13 protein-coding genes are annotated in these 20,736 nt (G+C 50.3%); 6 read left to right on the plus strand and 7 right to left on the minus strand.

What is annotated here, in order from left to right; translation table 11 throughout:
• Window positions 1-4 precede the first annotated feature (4 nt).
• Window positions 5-667 (plus strand): potassium channel family protein, encoded by a 663-nt coding sequence (locus tag ACNI29_RS03395; protein WP_419780784.1) that lies wholly within the window; start codon window positions 5-7, stop codon window positions 665-667.
• On the opposite strand, the gene ACNI29_RS03400 is transcribed toward ACNI29_RS03395, so the two are convergent.
• The gene (locus ACNI29_RS03400) at window positions 664-1,647 is read right to left on the minus strand and encodes a tetratricopeptide repeat protein (protein WP_419780785.1); all 984 of its coding nucleotides are present in this window, start codon (window positions 1,645-1,647) and stop codon (window positions 664-666) included. The genes ACNI29_RS03395 and ACNI29_RS03400 overlap by 4 nt on opposite strands.
• 148 nt (window positions 1,648-1,795) lie before the next feature.
• Here ACNI29_RS03400 and ACNI29_RS03405 point away from each other — a divergent pair, with 148 nt between their 5' ends.
• The 4 genes from ACNI29_RS03405 (at window position 1,796) to traT (ending at window position 9,912) form a co-directional block, all read left to right on the plus strand.
• Window positions 1,796-2,599 (plus strand): glutaminyl-peptide cyclotransferase, encoded by an 804-nt coding sequence (locus ACNI29_RS03405; protein ID WP_419780786.1) that lies wholly within the window; start codon window positions 1,796-1,798, stop codon window positions 2,597-2,599.
• 4 nt (window positions 2,600-2,603) lie between these two features.
• The gene (locus tag ACNI29_RS03410) at window positions 2,604-6,818 is read left to right on the plus strand and encodes an acyl-CoA dehydratase activase (protein ID WP_419780787.1); all 4,215 of its coding nucleotides are present in this window, start codon (window positions 2,604-2,606) and stop codon (window positions 6,816-6,818) included.
• A gap of 101 nt (window positions 6,819-6,919) precedes the next feature.
• Window positions 6,920-9,160, plus strand: a complete 2,241-nt coding sequence (locus tag ACNI29_RS03415; RefSeq protein ID WP_419780788.1) for a S1C family serine protease — start codon at window positions 6,920-6,922, stop codon at window positions 9,158-9,160.
• 11 nt (window positions 9,161-9,171) lie between these two features.
• A complete protein-coding gene (gene traT / locus ACNI29_RS03420) occupies window positions 9,172-9,912 on the plus strand; it encodes a complement resistance protein TraT (protein ID WP_419780789.1) in 741 nt (246 codons plus the stop codon).
• 295 nt (window positions 9,913-10,207) lie between these two features.
• Here traT and ACNI29_RS03425 read toward each other — a convergent pair whose 3' ends face one another.
• From ACNI29_RS03425 to lgt, 4 genes are all read right to left on the minus strand, one after another.
• The gene (locus ACNI29_RS03425; RefSeq protein WP_419780790.1) at window positions 10,208-10,789 is read right to left on the minus strand and encodes a hypothetical protein; all 582 of its coding nucleotides are present in this window, start codon (window positions 10,787-10,789) and stop codon (window positions 10,208-10,210) included.
• A 171-nt stretch (window positions 10,790-10,960) separates the two neighbouring features.
• Entirely contained in the window at window positions 10,961-13,177 is a 2,217-nt protein-coding gene (locus tag ACNI29_RS03430) for a FecR domain-containing protein (RefSeq protein ID WP_419780791.1), read from the minus strand.
• A gap of 114 nt (window positions 13,178-13,291) precedes the next feature.
• On the minus strand, window positions 13,292-15,757 hold the full coding sequence (locus tag ACNI29_RS03435) for a FecR domain-containing protein (protein WP_419780792.1): 2,466 nt from the start codon (window positions 15,755-15,757) through the stop codon (window positions 13,292-13,294).
• A 173-nt stretch (window positions 15,758-15,930) separates the two neighbouring features.
• The gene (gene lgt / locus ACNI29_RS03440) at window positions 15,931-16,740 is read right to left on the minus strand and encodes a prolipoprotein diacylglyceryl transferase (RefSeq protein ID WP_419780793.1); all 810 of its coding nucleotides are present in this window, start codon (window positions 16,738-16,740) and stop codon (window positions 15,931-15,933) included.
• A gap of 109 nt (window positions 16,741-16,849) precedes the next feature.
• Between lgt and ACNI29_RS03445 the strand changes: the two genes are divergently transcribed.
• Window positions 16,850-17,596, plus strand: a complete 747-nt coding sequence (locus tag ACNI29_RS03445; RefSeq protein ID WP_419780794.1) for a hypothetical protein — start codon at window positions 16,850-16,852, stop codon at window positions 17,594-17,596.
• 180 nt (window positions 17,597-17,776) lie between these two features.
• Here ACNI29_RS03445 and ACNI29_RS03450 read toward each other — a convergent pair whose 3' ends face one another.
• Both ACNI29_RS03450 and ACNI29_RS03455 read right to left on the minus strand, forming a co-directional pair.
• On the minus strand, window positions 17,777-20,215 hold the full coding sequence (locus ACNI29_RS03450; protein ID WP_419780795.1) for a hypothetical protein: 2,439 nt from the start codon (window positions 20,213-20,215) through the stop codon (window positions 17,777-17,779).
• 71 nt (window positions 20,216-20,286) lie between these two features.
• The gene (locus ACNI29_RS03455; RefSeq protein ID WP_419780796.1) at window positions 20,287-20,691 is read right to left on the minus strand and encodes a cytochrome c3 family protein; all 405 of its coding nucleotides are present in this window, start codon (window positions 20,689-20,691) and stop codon (window positions 20,287-20,289) included.
• Window positions 20,692-20,736 lie beyond the last annotated feature (45 nt).

Below are 20,736 nucleotides of genomic sequence, written 5' to 3' on the forward strand. Positions count from 1 at the left end.
AACTATGGCAAAAGAAACAATAGAAGTAGGCGTAATCGGCCTTGGCAAGTTCGGTCTGGAGCTGGCCTTGAATCTGCGTAAGCTGGGCCACAATGTTGTGGGCGTAGATACCTGCGAGGAGCGTGTCAAAGCGGCCAAACCTTACCTTGCACAGGTCTTTCAGGCTGATGGTACAGATCCGCAGACACTGGAACAACTGAGCTTTCAGGACTTCGACTACGTGGTTGTTTCCACCGGAGATTCTTTGGAGGCAAGCGTTCTGGTAGTTCTAAATCTTCAGGAAATCGGGGTTAATAAGATCTGGGTAAAAGCCATCAGCGCGGCGCATAAAAAAGTGCTCAGCAAAATGGGCGTGGATTATGTTGTTTTCCCTGAACACTTTGCAGCCAAACAGCTGGCCCATAAACTTTCCACGCCGGGCATGGTCGAATACCTTTCCATGGGCAACGATATTCTGATCAAAGAACGGGAAGTCAAGGACTGGGCAGGAAAAACACTCATCGACCTGAACCTGACCAATAACTATCAGGTACAGGTCATCGCCATCCGCAAAAACGGATCAGAAGAGCTTAATTTTGTTCCTAAGGCAACGGAAAAACTGGAAGCGAATGATGTGCTGATCATGATCGGGGCAAGGGAAAATCTCCTGAAACTGCCGGAGAACTAAAAATCGCCGTCTACGTTGTATAGATCCTTTTCCACTTCCTTAAGCTGCATATCCTCTTCCTTGATGGCGATCATGCGGTCACGGATTTTGTGGGTCTGTTCAATGGCATCATCCAGCTCCACGCCGGCGGCAACCTGCATCTTGCGCAGCAGATTCAGAATATCACTGCGCAGGGTATCACCATTTTCGCCCCCACCCATTTCGCGGAGCATGGTTTCATCTTCTTCGGTCTTCTTGATCAGATAATGGCAGAACTTCTGGGCTTCGCGCACCCCGCGATTCTTTTCAAGACACATGGTCAGATACCGGAAACAATTTTCCCAATCACCAGCTTCGTAATGGGTACGGGCAATATTAAAAAATAAATTTTCATCCGTGCTGTCAAGATCAACACCGCGATTGTAATATTGCAAAGCTTCGCGATACATACCGTTCTTGCGCATGGATATTCCGAAATCATTAAACATGTGTTTATGTTCCGGGGCAAAGGCTGATTTGAGTTGCAGGACCTTGGCAAAAACCTCCTGCGCCCGCTCAACATCCCCCTTTCCAAGGTAGGTCATACCAAGACCGAAAGTCACGCGGACATTTTTTTCGTCAACAGCCAGTGCTTCGGAGTATTCCATCTCGGCACTGTACAACTCGCCCTGTTCCCGATGGGCCTCGCCCCGGCGCAACCTTCCATCCTGCTGATCCATAGCCGGACGCACATGCTGCTGGTAGTAATCAAGTTCAAGGGCATAGTGAGCGGCAAATTCTCCGTCACCGATGACATTCGATTCTCCGGTCGGAACCCAGTTCTCATTCAGCAGCAGCAATTCAAAGCGGTCATCATCAAGTTTAGTCGCCAGCCAGTATTTCTTGCCCTGAATTTTATGCGAGTCAGTACGCAGTGAAACAACAGTTACAAATGTTGATTCCTCTTTTTTTTCCTTCTTGGCGGAAGGAGTGTAATTGAATAATGGTGAGCTGGCACTCATAGTTAAGCCTCCGGCTATCCTGTTCTGACCCCTCATAAACATCTTATCGGCACTCTAAGCTTTCCGGAATAGATTTCATACCGTCTAAAGAAAAATATAGCTCTCCAAATCTGGCTCTTCCCAGAAAAATTCGCTAATCTCTGCGCAGATGAAAGCACACCGAATAATTTTACTTTTTTTTACCGTCACCTTTATTTTGCACTTTTTCGGGCTAAAAAGCTACGCCCTTGAAAAAGTCAGTGCCCCTGTTTTTAAATGTAGAATTCTTAACCAATACCCGCACGATGAATTAGCCTTTACCCAAGGATTTTTATATCATGACGGCTATTTATACGAAAGCACGGGAAAACTTGGCCGTTCTTCACTACGCAAGGTAGAACTGGAAAGCGGCATTGTCCGCACCCTAATCAAAAATGGGAATAAAATTTTCAGTGAAGGTATATGTTACCTGAACAAGGAGCTTTACCAGCTTACATGGCGTTCCGGTAAATGTTATGTATATGATGCAGCTTCCCTTGCCCGCAAAAGAATCTTCAAATACAAAGGGCAGGGATGGGGCCTGACCACGGACGGCAACTTCATATTCCAAAGCAACGGCTCATCCGTATTGACGCTCAGGGACCCTTATGATTTTGCCCGCATAAAAAAACTACAGGTAACAGACGGCATTGCCAACATCTACAAGCTGAATGAACTGGAATACATAAACGGACTTATTTTCAGTAATGTCTGGAAAGAAGACCGTATTGCCGCCATTGACCCGCTAAACGGCAAAGTAAAATTCTGGCTGGATATATCTGCATTGCGCCCACTGGCCGGGGAAAAAGCCGAAGCTGCCAACGGCATCGCCTGGAACGCCGAAGAAGAACGACTTTTTGTGACCGGAAAATTCTGGAACAAGGTTTTTGAAATTGAATTACCCACACTTGAAAATCAGCCCAACCGAAACTGAAAAAATGACACTTTCACTGGGCATCTGCGCCGGAGCCTCATCAGTCAGCATGGTCCTGATTGATAACGCTGACGGCAAAATTGAAATACTTAAATCCATTTCACTGAACCACGAAGGCAACCCGGCAAAAACAGTACTCAAGGGCCTGCAAAAACTTGAACTGCCGGGAAATACCCCCACAGCGGTCACCGGGCGTAAATTCCGCCACCTGCTCGACCTGCCGACAATTTCTGAACCGCAGGCCATTGAAGCAGCCCTTGCACAACAAAATTTCGTAAAAGACGGCTACCGGACCGTACTCAGTGCCGGCGGCGAAACCTTCATGGCCTACCTGCTTGACGATGACGGCAGGGTCGAAACCGTGCACACAGGAAACAAGTGCGCTTCCGGGACCGGGGAATTTCTCGTACAGCAGCTTGGACGCATGGGACTGGGACTTGAAGATATGTCCGGCATGGAGATATCTGAACCGCATAAGGTTTCCGGGCGTTGTTCTGTTTTTTGCAAAAGCGACTGCACCCATGCCCTGAACAAAGGCGTGGATAAAGATTCAGTAGTAGCGGGACTTGCCCGAATGATGGCCGGGAAATGCATCGAACTGCTGCGCAAGCTTCCGGCGGAAAAAGTCGCCCTGATCGGTAATTGTTCGCAAAACAAATTCATGGTTCACGAACTGCGCCGCGAAATCCCTGACCTGCTCCTCCCGGAATACGGCAACAGCTTTGAAGCTCTTGGTGCTGCTGTCTGGGCCGAAAAAAACGGGACTCCCCTTCCACACAATGCAGACAGCGTCATTCGCAAAGGTGACACCACGTTCACTTTTTTGCCCCCACTGAAAAACTTTACCGGGTCCGTAAAATTTCATGAAAGCGGACAGGCCCGGTTCATCCCCGGAAACCGTCTGGCACTCGGTCTTGATGTCGGGTCCACTACCACCAAAGGAGTGCTGCTTGATCTGGAACGCACCGAGATCGTTGCCTCCTGCTACCTGCGTACCGACGGTGACCCCATCGGGGCTTCACGACGGGTTTATGCGGAACTGGCGGCACAGGTTCCAGCCGGGACTACCGCCGAAGTTCTGGGTGTAACCGGATCGGGCCGCAACATTGCCGGGCTGCATGCCGGGACGGACGCCATCATCAATGAAATTACCGCCCACGCCACCGCTGCCGTGCACTACGACCCGGAAGTTGATACTATATTCGAAATCGGCGGGCAGGATGCCAAATACACGTGGCTGAAGAACTCGGTTCCCTGTGATTACGCCATGAACGAAGCCTGCAGTGCCGGGACCGGATCATTCCTTGAAGAAAGTGCCAGGGAAACCCTCGGCATCGAAGTCACCGACATCGCCGCGGTTGCTTTCGAAGGCAACAATCCGCCCAACTTCAATGACCAGTGCGCGGCCTTCATCGGCTCGGACCTCAAGCTTGCAGCGCAGGAAGGAGTTCCACTTGAGGATATGGTCGCCGGACTGGTCTATTCCATCTGTATCAACTACGCCAACCGGGTTAAAGGCAACCGCACCGTAGGCAGTAAAATTTTCATGCAGGGCGGGGTCTGCTACAACAAAGCAGTACCCACCGCCATGGCTGCATTGACCGGACAGGAAATCATCGTCCCGCCCCATCCCGGTTTAAGCGGGGCATTCGGCGTGGCTCTTGAGGCTGCAAGACGCACCGAGCAAGGCAGCATTTCCAAAGGCAGTTTCAACCCCGCAGAACTTTCCCTGCGCGAAGTAAGCTACAAACCGCCCTTCACCTGTAACGGCGCAGGCCGCGATTGCGATCTGGGTTGCAGCATTGCCCGCATTGTTGTGGAAGGTAAAATCTTTCCCTTCGGCGGTATCTGCAACCGCTTTGATAATTCAAAAATTTCCAAGGACACCAAACCGGGCGAAGATCTCGTGCTCTGGCGCGAAAAGCGGGTATTCCGTGATCTGAGTGCTCCACAGGAAGATCAGCCGGTTATCGGCATGAACCGCTCTCTGCTCATGAACACATGGTTTCCGCTTTTCAATACCTTTTTCAGAAAGATGGGCTTCGGGGTCAGGCTGCCGGAAAAAGCCGACCCCGATTCCATTGAACAAAAAAGCGCACCTTTCTGCCACCCTGTCGAACTGGCCCACGGCGGGCTGGGGGAGTTGCTCAAACTCGACACCGACCACATTTTCCTGCCCCACCTGCGCTCCATGCCGCTCAAAAGCGGTGACCGGTCCTGCACCTGCGTGCTGGTTCAGGGTGAGCCGTACTACCTGAAAGCCGCTTTCCCGGAACTTGAGAAACGGTCGCTGCTGACTCCGGTTCTGCATATGCAGGATGGCGAAAAGCAATTGCGCAACACAATGCTTAAAATTGCAGCTGAACTTAAAGTTGATCTGAACCGGGCCATTGATGCCCTCGAAGCTGCTCTTGCCGAGCAGGAACAATTCTTTTCCGACCTGCGCAAAAAAGGTGAAGAGTTTTTAGGCAACATGGATAGAGAAAAGAAGGGAATGGTTCTTTTCGGCAGGCCTTACAATGCCTTCAGTTCTTGGGCCAACAAATCCATCCCTGCCAAATTCGCCACCCGTGGGGTGACGATCATTCCCTGTGACATGCTGCCGCGCAGCAATGGTTGCGGAGACGAGCTGAACATGTACTGGGCCACCGGGGAACAGATCATGGATTCAGCACAGCTGGTAGCCGACAATCCCAAGCTGTTCGGGACCTACATCACTAATTTTTCCTGCGGCCCGGATTCATTCCTGCTGGGTCATTTCCGCAAAGTCATGGGCAGCAAACCGTCACTGACCCTTGAGCTGGACAGCCACACCGCTGATGCCGGGATAGAAACCCGCATTGAAGCTTTTCTGGATATCGTGGACGGCTTCAGTAATTCGGATAATCCCCGCCACACAGACCGGGAAACTTTCCGGGCTGCCCGCTGCGAAGTACGCGATGAAATCACCGGGATAACTGACTCCAACGGCAGATGGCATGCGGTCAACGATCCCAAAGTAACCCTGCTTATTCCCAGCCTCGGTGAAATAAGCACCGACTTTCTGGCCGCCTCCATGCAGCGGGACAACATCCGCTACAAAGTGCTGGGCCATGCCAGCGAAGCCGCACTCAAAAAGGGCCGCAACAATTCCTCGTGCAAGGAATGCCTGCCCTTGCAGCTTACCGCCGGAGCTTTGCTGGAACACATCGAGAACCGCGACGATAACGAGCTGACCCTGTTCCTGATGCCCAAGGCCAAAGGCCCATGCCGCTTCGGGCAGTATTCGGTATTCATGAATGATCTCATCGAACGGCTGGAGATTCCGAACCTTGCCATTTTCGCCCCCAGCTCCACCGACGGGTACGGGGGACTCAGCACCGCCGTAACCCTTGGTATGTGGCAGGGCATTGTAACCGGGTCCATTCTTGAAGACATCCACGCCACAATCTCCACCGCCGCCAAGAACAAAGATGCGGCCCTGAAACTTTTCTGGCAGATCCGCCAAAACCTGCTTGATGCCATGGCCGATTGGAAGACCTTTTCCAAAGCCCTGCGCAAAGCAGCCCAAGACCTTGCCACCATCGAACTTGCGAAACCCGTGCATGAATACCCGGTAATCTCCCTGCTGGGCGAAATCTACGTACGGCATGACCCGCTGGCACGACGCAGTCTGCCTGAACGCCTGACAGAACAGGGCTTCATCGTCCGTGTAGCCCCGGTACTGGAGTGGATGAAATACACTGACTGGCTGAATCGCAATAACATCGAAGGGCAGGCCGGACTCAAGACCCTGATCACCCAAGGGGTGAAATCATATTTCGAACGGCGCATCCGCCATATCCTGAAAGCAAGCGGATTGCTGTTTTACCCCGGCCCGGATGTGCGCGAGGTTGTCAGCTACGGCAAGACACATATTTCCGAACAGCTCACCGGGGAGGCAATTCTTACAGTTGGCGCATCCCTGCACGAGATCATGTCCCCTTCATGCGGGGTTATATCCATCGGTCCCTTCGGCTGTATGCCATCACGGGTGGCAGAGGCAGTGCTTAACGAAAAATTCCGGGCCGGATCAGCCGGAAAAAAAGCCACAGCCCTGCTGGATGCAGACGCACGTTTACCCTTTCTGGCAATTGAAACCGACGGCAACCCGTTCCCCCAGCTTATCGAAGCGCGGCTGGAAGCATTCTGTTTACAGGCCAGACGGTTGCATAAGCGGATATCCGCTGCAAGCCGTTAATACACTGCAGACACTTCCTTAGTTCTTCTTGATATAGCACATGCTATCATGATACCACCTCTCAGGATGTATAAAAGCTGAAAAGCTTTGCCGGGGAGGATGTGTTGAATAGAAGATTTTTAGGACTGATCCTGCTTATTCTGCTGCTTACTATTTGCGGGTGCAAGACAGGACGATCAATAAAAACGAATATCAAAGAAACTGTAATTTCTTCCAACCCCGAAGACAATTTCGCCCGTTCGCTTGACCGGAACAAATTTACCCAGGCGGAACAGATCTGGCTCGACAATCAGGATTACTTTCTGGAAAACCCGAAAGCCATGGAAGAAATAACCAAGGCTGCTTCTGAACTGAAAAAAAGATACCGCCCCAAGATTTCCGCCGCCACCACCAATGTCCTTTCCATACACTGGCCCGCTAAATCCGCTAAGTGGACCCTCATCCGCCTCAAACTGGACAATGCCCGTGTGCTCATTGACGAAATTGAATCGAGCATCATCCTGAGCGACCTCGGACAGACACCCCCCGGACTGGCTAAACTCAAAAATAAATTTCACGAAAAAGAATCACAAATCAGGACTGATGCGCAAACCCAGTTCAAAAAATACCCGCTCCAGACCGGACCGAACTTCTTTTCCATCTATCCCGTTAAACTGGATGAAGCCGAATTCCTGAAATCACAGGCCGCTCTGCTTGAACACACTGTCGCTTCCGCACATGGAGACGGTGTGCCGCACATGATCAGGGAATACGGCGCAACCATCCCGCCCAAGACCCTGCGAAATCTTGAAGGCAACTATTTTCGCGAACTGCTGAAGAAAGAAGCCGAAGGCAAAACTCCCTCTTTTCGCACGGTCATCAAAACCATGAAGAAGGCCAAAAAACTCGGCTTTCCGGTCACAGAAGTACCGGACTGCAAGATCGCATTCGTGCGTGTAACCAGCAAAACCCTGATGAAAGAAAATGGTATTGATTTCGGCCTCGGCTTTGATGTGGACCTGCCTGTCAAAACCCGGATGCTGGGCAAGACTGCCATGTTCAGTTCCAAAACAGCCAAAGATGCGGATGTGGTTATCCTGATCAATGAGACTGTCTCAAAAATAGACCGCAAAACTTTCCGCCCCAAAGCCTACCGCAGCAAACTAATCACCGGATACCGCGAAGGTTACAACCACGCCTACGATCAAGCCCAGCTGCGCCTTGAACAGCTTAAGCTCAAGCGGCAGGAACTGAACCAGCGCAACAATACCCACATTCTGGGCTGGATCGGGGCCAGCGGCATCACCTCCGCAGCCCATCAGGCGGCAATTGAAGAACAGAAGTACAACGAGGCTGTCGCCAATGCCACCAGCATTCCCAAGATGATCGACAAGCCAATCTACCAGAAATACAGCTTCCGGGTTGTGCCCATGCGTACAGCCAAAATCGCTTCGGTGCAGTACGTGATCATAGACCGCAAAGCCCGCACCTACTTTACCGACTTCTTTGATATTGTTCAGGATAAAAATTTCAAGATCGCCTACGGAGTCGATCCCGACGACCCGGACCAGCTCAAGCTGACCGCGCGCTTCAACACGGACAAGGAAGTACGCAACTGGGAAAAGCAGCCTGTCCCCGTTCGTCTTTCACACATGCTCAACTTCTATCTTGAGCACGCAGAGAAAGATAAAAAATACCGCAATATGGCCGACATCAGGAAAACAATTCTCAACAACCGCAACAAGGCTCTGGCGGAATTCTATAGCGACAAGTACGAATCGGATACCGGGAATGATCCTCGTTTTGACTCCACTGTAGCAGTGCTCAGCCCGGACCGGACAGGAACCGGGAGCGGATTTTTCGTTACCGACAACATTATCCTGACCAACTATCATGTTGTTGAGCGTAATGATTTTGTAGAAATACGGATGCACAACAGAATGGAAGCATTCGGTAAAGTCATGGCTGTTGATGCATACCGCGACCTTGCACTGGTCAAGGTTAATACGCATGGCAAACCGGTCCGGTTTTATACCCGAAACACCCTTCCGGCAGGGGTAACCCTTGAAGCCATCGGTCATCCGAAAAGCTATTTCTTCTCCATTACCCGTGGCGTATTCAGCGCATACAGAAGGATGCCCAGCTACAACCTGCCGAGCAGAGGCATAGATATCCGCTATATCCAGACCGACGCCGCAATCAACCCCGGCAACTCCGGTGGCCCGCTATTTTATAAAAACAAAGTCGTCGGGGTTAATACATGGAAACGCATTGACCCCGATGTCGACAACCTTGCCTTTGCTGTGCATTACGCTGAGGTAATGAGATTTTTAGATCAATACGGAATTAAGTACCGCAAGTAAGGAGCCTTGAATTGAATAAGCGTATTTTCATCTTAATGGCAGTGGCAATGCTCTTGACACTGGTTCTCATGACCGGATGCCGCAGCAAGCAGCGCATGGGCATGGTCCGGGACCAGAAGACCGGGCTTATGTACGGCTCCATGACCAGCAGCAACTTTGTTGTCGACGCCTCCCAGTTTGATACCCCGGTCATGAAGCTGACCATCCGCAACACTTCGGGCGATCCGGCCATCAAACTCAAAGCCCTGCGCAAAACTCTCGAACAAGCGTACATCGACAAAGGATACAAAGTCGTAACAACCGGGAAATACTCCATGCATCTGGACATCAACCTGCGCTACTCCGGTCAGATTTCACAGAACATGGTCGATGAAATCAGCCTCTGGGGCGGAGCCGGCGGAGGATACATTGGAGCCAGCGCAGGCCGGACACTTGATTCGCTGGTGCTCGGATCAGCTTCCGGTGCGGCAATCGGGGCTATCATCGGGCAGTACATGACTCAGGACACCTACATCATGGTCGCCGATGTGGTACTCGGAATCGTCGACAAATACGCCAAGAAGCGTAAATTCATCGTCCAGTTCGACGACACCCAGATAGACTGGCAGGATGAAGATGACGGGTTCACTTCCTACCGTTCCCGCGAAAGACTACAGGCCGCCGTTTACGCAGGAGGTGACAACACCGCGCAAAGCAAAATAGTGCGTGGCGTGACCCTGCGATTCAAAAGAATTCTTCAGGATATTATTTAGTTTGTGCCTCCGGCGGCCCTTCGGGGACGCTTTCAGCGGGACCAAAGAACCTTTTTTTGGGAAAAAGGTTCTCTGGACTCTCCAAAAAACTTTTCAATAAGGCTTCGCCGCTGGCATATTTAGAAGCACACCAAAACAACCCCCGCAATATCTCGATAGATATTGCGGGGGTCATGGTTTTGTCATCTTTAATAAGCTATATGCGAAGCAAACTGAAAGGTTTTGAAAGGGATGGGGTCTGGGGAAGGGAAAACTTTTGCAAAAGTTTTCCCTTCCCCAGCCGCCGGAGGCAATCTTAAACATCATCAAATTTGGTGCGTACTTCGCTCAGGCCTTCGCGATAGCCTTCTGCGTCGCCATAGGGAAAGAAATGACGATAGCGGCTATGCACGGACTTTACTGGCCGTGCGTGACGAATCGGACACCAGTACTGTTCTGTCCGGGCCGCGACTTCACGCACAAAGCCTATTAAACCGTTGAAATAACCACAATAATAGCAGTTCAACTTTTCGATTAAGTTGAGGTATTTTAAACTCTGGCGGTCAATAACCACGTAGTCGCGTCTGCGCACGCGGGGGATTCCGTAAACCGGGAAACACATCAGTTGATAAAGCCAGGTAGTGACATCAAGCATCAGGGCCGGAACAAGCGGCATCCAGATAAAAGGAATGGTCAGGATAACCCAGACACCGGAATCATAAACATAATCGCTCCATTTAGCGGCAAGCTCACGGTGTTTGGCTCTGACTTCCGCGCTGAAACGGACTTTTTTCTTCTGCACGGTATAGAGTAAGTCACTTTTCATATCCAGCAGTTCAACGCGAAGCTCTTTTTCCAAGGCATCCATTCTGCCGAGAATTTCATCGATTCTGCTCATGCTTCCACCATCCTTTAGATTCACAGGTTCAATCACAACATCCGGGGTGGAACCCGGTTTCGAGTATCATTCAATATATTTAGATAAGAAAAAATAGAGATTGGCAAGAAATTTCGGTGGATTGATAGATGGGAAGAAAAAGCCGCCCAAGAGGGCGGCTTTCGTTAACAGTCACGACATGTCCATAATAATGTCTGTCGTATTCATGGTCGAACCATCAGTAAAAGTAGCAATGAGCGTTTGCCCTCCGCCATTAATACTGCCGTTTGCATCGTAGTAAAGATAATCATCACCTCCGCCGGCTCCATCACCAACGAGGAAGAACTGCTTATCTGCCGATGCACCTGCGGATGCGGTTCCTGTCGACGGGTCATACGTTGCGTTTGAAGAGCAGGGTGTGCCCGGATTATCTACAACAAATCCGCTTGATGCGAACACGAACTTATCGGTTCCGGCTACAAAGTTTTTAATGGTGTCCCCTGCTTCGCTCAGTGAATTATACCAGAACTTATCAGTATCACTATCGCTACCGCCATCCAGAATATCACTCCCAAGTCCACCTTCAAGAGTATCAGTTCCGGGTCCACCGTCCATGTCATCGGTTCCTTCACCGCCGATGAGACTGTCATTACCGCCCGCACCCGTGATAGAATCAGCCCCATCGCCACCAAAGAAATCATTATCAGCAGAATTACCAAGAATAGTATCGCCCTCAGCTGTACCGATAACTCTTTCAATATTAACAAAGTAGGTGATATCCCCATCCATTGAAGCGATTCCGGTATAACCGCTCGGCTGGTGAGGATCACTGGAAGCCAGATTAACGTATGCTCCATGCACAGGCGACATTTCAGCCAAGCTCAAAGTATCGAACCCGACACCGCCATCGACCAGATCATAATCTCCGGGACTTGCGATGATAATATCATCCTCCGTTCCACCGGAAATAGTGTCCTTGCCGGAACCGCCGTTGATAGTATCCTCGCCTGCGCCACCGCTAAGAACATCATCTCCCGAATCGCCGTTGATGATATCATTGCCGTCATTACCGGTAATACTATCATTTCCAGTACCACCGCTTATGGTATCAAAGCCGCCGTTACCGGCGATAACATCATCCCCGCCCATACCTGAAAGGGATTCACAAGTATCCGCACCCAGAAAGTAATCAGCGTTCTCCGTTCCGACCCATGGAGAACCGTCTCCATGAATGTAATTTATGCCGCTGCCGGACGTATAGGTCTGACCTTCCGTTTCAGAACTCAACTCAGGAACATCATCATCCGCAAGAGTTTGCTGAACGTTACTTATAATCTGCTCTTCGGTCTGCTCGGCCACCTGCTGAACAGTTCCGGTTATCAATTCATCAATGATGTCGTCTGTCTGGGTTTGCAGATTGTTCAAAAGCTGTTGCGCTGCTTCGGCATCACCAGAACTCAAAGCGTCAAAAATATCTTGCGCGAGAGCCTGCAACTCAGTCACTACGGACTCGGGAACCCCGGTCCCATCCCCTTCGCCAAACTGGCCCTGAAGGGCTGCCGCCCCGGCAAGGGCACTTGCGGGATCAATTACACCAAGGCCCGGATCAAGAACGCCTTCTCCGGGAATAACCGGACCTCCGGTGGCACCGCCTTCCGGTTGTCCCTGTTCACCTTCCCCGTTCTGACCTTCTTCACCGCCCTGAGCCTGCTGCTCTTCTCCATTCTGGTCTTCAGTATTCTGTCCGTCCGGAGTCTGGTTTTCCGGGTCATCCTGCTGTTCTTCTTCGCGCTGCTGCTGGATTTCACGTTCCTGCTGAATTGCACTGGGCGCAATATCACGGAAAGAATTGAATTCCTGCACGCTCATGGGACGCACCGTGCCCAACTGACCGGATACTGCAATTTCGACCAGCTCGCGAGGGCTGGATATAGCCCGGATTTCACCACTTATGGATTGGACCAAAAGTGCTTTACCGGCGTGAATTTCTTCAACACCTATTTTTTCCCCGCCACCGGGAATAATTTCACTGATTATGGTAGTGCCGCGAATACCGATAGTCGCAAGAGGAGTACCGACTTGAAAGCGGTCAGGGTTCTGCTCCGCAATCTTTCCGGTTACCATACGGAAAGTGCCCTGACTCATTTTAAAAAGTAGTTCAGCCTCAGAAGAGGAATCATCAAATACGTAATCATCGAGGGAAATTATGGAATCCGCACCCTGCGAAAGCAGGGTATCGTCCACGAAACGAACTTCCGCCGTGCTGCCTGATCCGGTAACGAGTTCTTCGCCCCGGAATACTTCCGCACCGGATTCAACCTGCCGAAGCCCAGATTCTGACCGCAGAAAGACCTCACCTTTAGCAGCGAGGACAATACCGATTGATTGCTGACCTGCTTCTGGAGGCATAACACCCTCTCTTCTTTTTAAAGAATTACCCCACCTTAACTGAATAACAATGTGTCTTCATCTGCGATACAGCTATTTTCACAACAAAACCGCAATCAGCCAAAACACCTTGGATCAAGGCATGTCACTACCTCCTGATGTATCAAGCTCAACATCACTAGCCATCAAGGATTCGACACCATCTACTCCTGCAACGGTTTCATATCCGGCACTTCTTACATCAGCATCATAAAGCAACTTTTTAGTCTCGGTATCCCAGATGAAATATGCCCCGGTTTCACCGCCGCTCAGCGTTCCGCTATAATCAGCGGCATATGCGAAACCGTCTTTTGAGAAATTCCTTGAACCAAAGAGGAATTTATCGCCCTCGGCGCGGTTGAAATCGATAACTGTGTCACTATGATCTATAATCTCCTCAGTTTTTGCGTAATAGAACAAGTCACTGCCTGCGCCTCCCCTGAGCGTATCATCACCGACACCGCCTTGCAGGGTGTTACCGGAATTTCCACCGGTAAGATCATCATCGCCTTCCTGTCCCAGAAGGTGATTTTCGCTGCCGTTCAGACCGATAACAACATCATCCCCGGCCCCAGCATAAATTGTAGGTACAAACTGGCCGCTATCAGTACCGTCGACCACTATCCTGTCACCGTAATCGGAACCTATGATACCTTCGAATTTTTCCACATATTCTTCACCGAATCCGTGGTTCAGGCTGGAACCGCCATAATAACCGCTGGCAGTCACGCCTGTTCCGCCATCAACCCAGCTGTAGTCCAGATAATCGTAACCACCGCCACCATCCAGCGAATCAACACCGGAAGAGGCACCATATCCGGCAATCACATTTGTTCCGTCGTCGCCGCTTATTGTGTCCCCGCCGGATGAGCCGATGATATTGTCGATGCCAAACAGATCATCAACTTCGGTCCCGGAGCTTCCGGTAATCGTTGCATTGCCCAGCGACTCATTCAAAGAGAGATAAACCCCATCACTTCGTGAACTATAATCCGCAGTGTCAATACCACCATTACCGATAAACGTGTCGTTTCCTTCTCCACCGCGGAATGTATTATCTCCACCATCGCCCTTCAGCAGATCATCGCCGGAACTGCCGATAATACCTTCAATATCAAACACAAGATCATGATCTGCACCGGTGTAAATATCGTGAGTGCTGAGGTCAGCAGACACAGCACTCTCTGCTGTGGAATAATCCACGAAATCTATACCTTCACCGGAGTCGCTTACAGTCCCGCCATATATCTTATCTGAACCGGAACCACCGTCCAATGTGTCGCTGCCGTCACCGCCAAAAAGCGTATCCCTACCTTCCCCGCCGAAAAGGGTATCATCGCCGCCCATTGCATTGATGAAATCGTTTCCGCCATACCCCCAAAATGTTTCCGAACGTATGGAACCTTCAAACACATCGTCACCGGGACCGCCGACATATGTTGTCTGCTCGCCACCACCGCCGCTGAAGGTAATCCCGCCGGAACTCTCCTTAGAGGCGTCTTCTGAAGTATCCTTGCCTGATAGAACAACATCGTCACCGGATTCACCTGTTGATGTATCGGTACCGGTCGCCCCTGATTGAGTCTCACTGCTATTGGGAACAGGCTGCGGATCTTCGGGATCAAGCAACTCTTCATCAGAATCGTCTGTAACGGGTTGCAGCTCTTGTTGATCTCCAACATTATGACCAAGTAACTGGAAGGCCGCGCTCATAAATCCTGTCTGGTCGGAATTACCCTCTCCTGCCATCTCGGAAGACGATGGTGGAATTTCATGACTACCTACTGTTTCCTGCAATCCCATCAGCACTACACCAGCCGGGCCCATAATCCCTTCTGTGCCGAATACACCGCCGTCAGGCCCACCACCTAAATCCTCGGCATCCCCACCGCCGGGTTCGTTATCCTGTACCGGATCATCATCCTGCTGCCCGTTTCCGCTTTGCTGTCCTTCGCGGATTTCCTGTTCCTGCTGAATGGAAGACGGGGCAATTGAACGGAAGGAATTCAACTCATCCAGACTCATGGGGCGCACATTGCCCATTTGACCAGAGGCTGAAATATCAACCATGCCCAACGGAGAAGAGATCATGCGCATGCTGCCGTCTAACCCCTGAATCAACAGGGCCTTGCCGCTGTGAATTTCTTCCACACCGATTTTTTCCCCGCCGCCCGGAATAATTTCGCTGACCACTACTGTTCCGCGAATACCGATAGTCGCAAGCGGAGACCCTAACTTGAACCTCTCCGGGCTCTGTTCGGCAATCTTTCCGGTCACAACACGAAACGTACCCTGAGCCATTTTAAACATCAGGTCTGACGTGTCCGCACCGGAAGGGTCGAAAACATAATCATCAAGGGATATAACCGACTCACCGCCCTGTGAAAGCAGGGTGTCATCCGCAAAACGGATTTCCACATTGCTTCCCGCCCCGGTAACCAGCTCTTCCCCCTTAAAGATTTCACTGCCCGCCTGAAGTGCCCGCATTCCTGAATCGGAGTTCGCGAAGACTTCACCGACTGCAGCTGTTACGACACCTATTGAAGTGAGTTCTACAGGCATAGCACTAAGGGGTTTGAATAGTTTTCTACACTATAAAGTATAATCTATTTTATGCAATTTACAACATCAGAAGCGGCAGAAAATGCGCAATACGCAATAAATTCATCAAAAAATAAATCCCGCATTCCATTGTTCTGGAATGCGGGATTTGCGCTTAATATATACTACTAAAACTAGCTGGATGCAGCAGGCGGAATCGGGCCTTTTTTCAGACCCCACATAAACAGGGCCAGCCCTGCCAGAATCATAGGTACGCAAAGCAGCTGCCCCATGGTCAGCCAGCCAAAAGCGATAAAACCGAGCTGGGGGTCAGGCTGGCGGAAAAACTCAACAAAAGCACGGAAGAAACCATACCCCATCAGGAACATACCGGTAGTTGTTCCACGCTGGCGGGGTTTAGCGGACCAGATCCAGAGAATCAGGAAAAGGAGCAAACCTTCCAGCGCACCTTCATAGAGCTGTGAAGGATGCCGTGGCAGATTCCCTGCGCGGGGGCTGGGAAAAACCATACCCCAAGGGGCATCAGTAACGCGACCCCAGAGTTCGCCGTTGATAAAGTTCCCGAGACGACCGCAAAGCAGTCCAAGCGGAGCCAGAGGTACGAGGAAATCACCAACATCAAGAGTTGTCCTGTTAGTCGCTTTTGCAAATCTCCATGCCACCACTGCAACACCGGCTGCGCCGCCGTGAAAGGACATGCCCCCTTTCCAAATAGCCAGAATATCCAAAGGGTGAGCCAAAAAATATCCCGGTTCATAAATCAGGCAATATCCTAAACGCGCACCGACCACGAGGCCCACAACCAGCCATGTAATCAGGTCATCGACCTGCCGGGCGGTCCAGTTGTTGGTCTCTTTTGATGCCCGGTAGCGACCCAGTGTCCACGCTATGGCAAAACCTATCATATACATCAGGCCGTACCAATTGGCCTTGAGAGGTCCTAATCTAAAAGCAACAGTATCAAATTCCGGCAATACAATCATATTCTATACCTGTTTATAAGATTCCTTAAACAAAAAAACGGGCCGGGCGGACTATGTTTCCCGGACAAATTCAGTTACAATCTACGCACAGGAAATACAAGGAAATCCCATGGAAGAACAAAAAGATTTTGATATTCTTGAAATGCCCGCCGAGGGGCTTGCCGCCTATTGGCTGTCCATCAAAAAGCTCATTGATGTCAAGCGGAGCAAAAAAGTTCTTGAAGAAGAGATACGCTATACCCGCGAACCTTACATCAAATTTTTGTTGGAAACTGCATTTTCCGATCTTGATGAGGCAACTGTGCGCCGTCTGGCTGAAGCCAAATCCGCGACTCTAGCCGAGGAATACACACGTAAACTTTCCACCATGCAGATCGCTTTACTGGCTATGTCTGCTCAGGAGAATCCACGCATCAGCTTTGTACGCATGGCTTCGCATTACCCGATATCTGTGATTTCAGAAAAAAAAGCATTCACCCTTGCCCACGGGCTGGTTGACGGTCTTTTTGACAAACAGTCAGATCCAACTGTTCTGCTTGAATTCGATCACAAACTTCAGCCGGACCGGTTGCTGGTCAAAATGCTGTTCCACATCATTCTAAGCCGAAAAGAAGGCAAGCAGCAGCTTGAACAGCTGGTCCCGCACATCAAAACACCTTTCTACGCCAATGGCATAACACAAGTCATCGACGGTTTCGATCACCGCATTCTTAAATCCAACTTAAAAGTGCAGTCCGACCAGATTCTGGCTTACTCAAAAACAAAAATGGATATGGCGGCAGAAATGTGCCTCGGGATCAGGGGAAAGCTTAATTACGACGATATATTCCGTATTGCCCGAGCTTTTATGCCTTAATTATTTACCGACCGCCATCCTCTCTCTTTCAAAAACGTTTCCACCAGCTTCGCGTATAGCTTTTCAGATCATTTTACATAATAAAACCCGCAATATTAGATAATATTGCGGGTTATTTTTTGTACTAATCTTAATGCAAAGAGACGCAGACCAGATAGCAAGGCCGCCGGAGGCTACAAACTACTCCATTTCGCTTGCCAGCGCCGCGATCTCTTCGCGAATGATACGGGCTGCTTCTGCGGGCACTGCTCTCTCAAGTTTATCAGCCAGCATTTCTTCAACGGAAGCCTTGAAGGATTCTTCAAGCTCGCCCTTCACGCTCTCGATTTTCTCAACCAGACGCGGGGCAAGGTAATCTTCAATATCCTCGGTCAGGCGCCCTTTGATACGATAGAATGCCGGGGAATCGGGGTCCAACTCTCTTTCGAGGACTTTGGTGATAACTTCTTCCACATCCGGCAAGGCGTTAACCTTCTCTTCAATCTCAGACAAACGCGGATCATGATCGGGAAGTTCTTCAAGCTTGGCTTCAACAGCAGCGATACGCGGATCATGATCGGGAAGTTCTTCAAGCTTGGCTTCAACTGCAGCGATACGCGGATCATGGTCGGGAAGTTCTTCAAGCCTGGCTTCAACAGCCGCGATACGCGGATCATGGTCGGGAAGTTCTTCAAGCCTGGCTTCAACAGCCGTAATGCGCGGATCATGGTCGGGAAGATCGCCGAGCTTGGTTTCTACAGCCGCGATACGCGGATCATGGTCGGGAACTTCATCAAGACGAGATTCAAGAGCACTGATGCGAGGCTCAAGTTCAGGACTTTCTGCCAACTTGCTTTCGATAGAAGAAATCCGCTCTTCAGCATCAGCACGGACTTCGCGCATGCCAAGCTCGACCTGATCTGAAACTTTGTCACCAACCTCAACCGCAGCGGCTGCGGCAATGGCAACAACAGCCGCGGAATCAGGTCTAAGTGCTTCACTCAGTTGCTGGCCGACAACGTCTTCAACGCGTCCACCCTGCACCATTTTCTCTTCAAGAGCGCGCACATTTTCCGCAAATGCGGACAGATTTGCTTCAAGAGTATCAACCTGTGCAAGGCGGCTGGAAGCAGACTCGAGAGTCTGCTCAAGGACGGCAATACGCTCAGTTGCATCACTTAAGGAAATTTCAAGGGATTCAGCCCGCTTGGCAGCAGATGCTGCCTTTTCTTCGAGCTCTTCGATTATGGCGGCCTGAGCTCCGGAATCTACGACAACTTCATCTTCTTCAGTTTCGAGTTCAGCATCAAGATCGGAGAAATCAATTTCGGTATCTTCAAGTAATTCACCAAGATCAAGATCATCATCCTCAGAACCGAGATCAACATCATCGACCAATTCAAGGTCCGCACCGAGATCAACGTCCCCGGCAACCATACCCGCTTCTTCAGCGATAACTTCTTCAGTGTCAGGCTCTACAATTTCGGGTTCAGCCACTTCAATTTCAGCCACTAGCGGCTCTTCAGCTACAGCTTCCAAAATTTCAGGTTCTGCGATCTCAACTTCGGGAACAACTGCTTCTTCAGCTACCGGCTCTGCAACAGGCTCAGCTTCTGTGACGAAATCCTCCAGAGGATCAAGTCCTTCTTCCTGAAGTTCAAGCACCTCTTCCTGTTCATCGGCAAGCAGGCCTTCAATATCTTCGTCGGCAAGGACATCTTCACCCAAATCGCCGATCTCAACGTTGTCTTCTACTTCGCCAAGCAGACTGTCGAGTTCATCATCCTCATCTGTACCAGCGTCTTCAAGCAGGGAGTCAAGATTCTCAACCGCAGCATCTTCTTCGAAAAGAGCATCAAGATCATCGCTATCATCTTCGGCAACAGTTGCTGCGCCGCCGAGATCATCAATAAGACCGTCAAGGCCGTCAGCGTCAAGCTCACCGCTTTCTACTCCGTCTGCGGAGAGGAGTTCTTCCTCACCTAAATCAAAATCAATGTCATCCACAGGATCGGCTTCGGCAACTACCGATTCCGCCGGGGATTCAGAAATATCTATTGCTTCTTCAGCAACTTCACCGAGATCAAGAACATCATCGGCTTCTGCAACGATGTCGTCCAAATCGAGAATATCTTCACCGGAAGCTTCTCCTACAACATCGTCCAGAACAAGGGTGTCGTCACCGGATTCTTCAAGAATATCGTCCAATTCAAGAATGTCGTCACCGGAACCTTCTTCTGCAACATCGTCCAGAACAAGGGCGTCGTCGCCGGATTCTTCAAGAATATCGTCCAATTCAAGAATGTCGTCACCGGAACCTTCTTCTACAACATCGTCCAAAACAAGGTCTTCGCCGGACTCTTCTACGATATCATCCAGTTCCAGAATATCATCACCGGAAGCCTCTTCAGCAACATCATCAAGTACTAAAAGATCATCATCGCCGGCTTCGCCGACAACATCATCAAGCACCAGAAGGTCGTCAGAATCATCCATGGTCAATTCAGGCTCTTCAATTTCAAGGTCTTCCGAAAAAAGGTCTTCGAGTTCCTGCTCAAAGCTGGCATCAACCTCTTCAGCAACATCATTAAGGTCGAGAACCTCTTCCGCGCCTTTTTTATCCGGTGAATCCGGGGTCATAGACTACCCTCTTAAAAAAAATTTAAAAAAAGGGGGCGGGCAGCCCCCCTTTTAATTACACATCAAGAAACTTATTTTTTCTTGGGGTGGCAGTCGCCGCACTTGGTGGGGCCGGTTGCCTTTTTAGCTTTCTTGTTAGCCTTATGACAGCCTACGCAGCTCATGTCAGACTTGGAGTGGAAAGCAGAGTAGAAAGAAGTGGGCTTCTTTTTACCTTTTTTGCTGGTGTCAACGTGACAACCTTCATCAGAACATTTCTTCACAGCAGCTTTACCGTCCCAATTGTGGTGACACTTGGTACAGTCAACAGCAGCGTGAGCCTTGTGAGAGAAATCCACGGGAGCTTTGGTCATTTTAGCGCCAGCAGGTGCTTTCAGAACCATGTCACCGGGAGCGTCAACAGCGTACAGACTGGGGAGTGCGAAAGCACAAACCAGAGCAGCAGCTACCATGCAGATAAGCAGGGTCTTTTTCATCCTCAGTTCCTCCTTAAAATAACGTTAACCTAATTACAGTCTTCT

The sequence above is a fragment of the Maridesulfovibrio spiralis (SeqCode) genome (genome assembly GCF_048571135.1).
Taxonomy (GTDB): domain Bacteria; phylum Desulfobacterota; class Desulfovibrionia; order Desulfovibrionales; family Desulfovibrionaceae; genus Maridesulfovibrio; species Maridesulfovibrio spiralis.

Bases quoted from the DNA above. Each gene is read 5' to 3' on its own strand.
- ACNI29_RS03445 (WP_419780794.1), top strand. From the start codon at position 16,850: ATGGAAGAACAAAAAGATTTTGATATTCTTGAAATGCCCGCCGAGGGG.
- ACNI29_RS03400 (WP_419780785.1), bottom strand. From the start codon at position 1,647: ATGAGTGCCAGCTCACCATTATTCAATTACACTCCTTCCGCCAAGAAG.
- ACNI29_RS03405 (WP_419780786.1), top strand. From the start codon at position 1,796: ATGAAAGCACACCGAATAATTTTACTTTTTTTTACCGTCACCTTTATT.
- ACNI29_RS03425 (WP_419780790.1), bottom strand. From the start codon at position 10,789: ATGAGCAGAATCGATGAAATTCTCGGCAGAATGGATGCCTTGGAAAAA.
- ACNI29_RS03455 (WP_419780796.1), bottom strand. From the start codon at position 20,691: ATGAAAAAGACCCTGCTTATCTGCATGGTAGCTGCTGCTCTGGTTTGT.
- ACNI29_RS03450 (WP_419780795.1), bottom strand. From the start codon at position 20,215: ATGACCCCGGATTCACCGGATAAAAAAGGCGCGGAAGAGGTTCTCGAC.
- ACNI29_RS03430 (WP_419780791.1), bottom strand. From the start codon at position 13,177: ATGCCTCCAGAAGCAGGTCAGCAATCAATCGGTATTGTCCTCGCTGCT.
- ACNI29_RS03395 (WP_419780784.1), top strand. From the start codon at position 5: ATGGCAAAAGAAACAATAGAAGTAGGCGTAATCGGCCTTGGCAAGTTC.
- ACNI29_RS03410 (WP_419780787.1), top strand. From the start codon at position 2,604: ATGACACTTTCACTGGGCATCTGCGCCGGAGCCTCATCAGTCAGCATG.
- lgt (WP_419780793.1), bottom strand. From the start codon at position 16,740: ATGATTGTATTGCCGGAATTTGATACTGTTGCTTTTAGATTAGGACCT.
- ACNI29_RS03435 (WP_419780792.1), bottom strand. From the start codon at position 15,757: ATGCCTGTAGAACTCACTTCAATAGGTGTCGTAACAGCTGCAGTCGGT.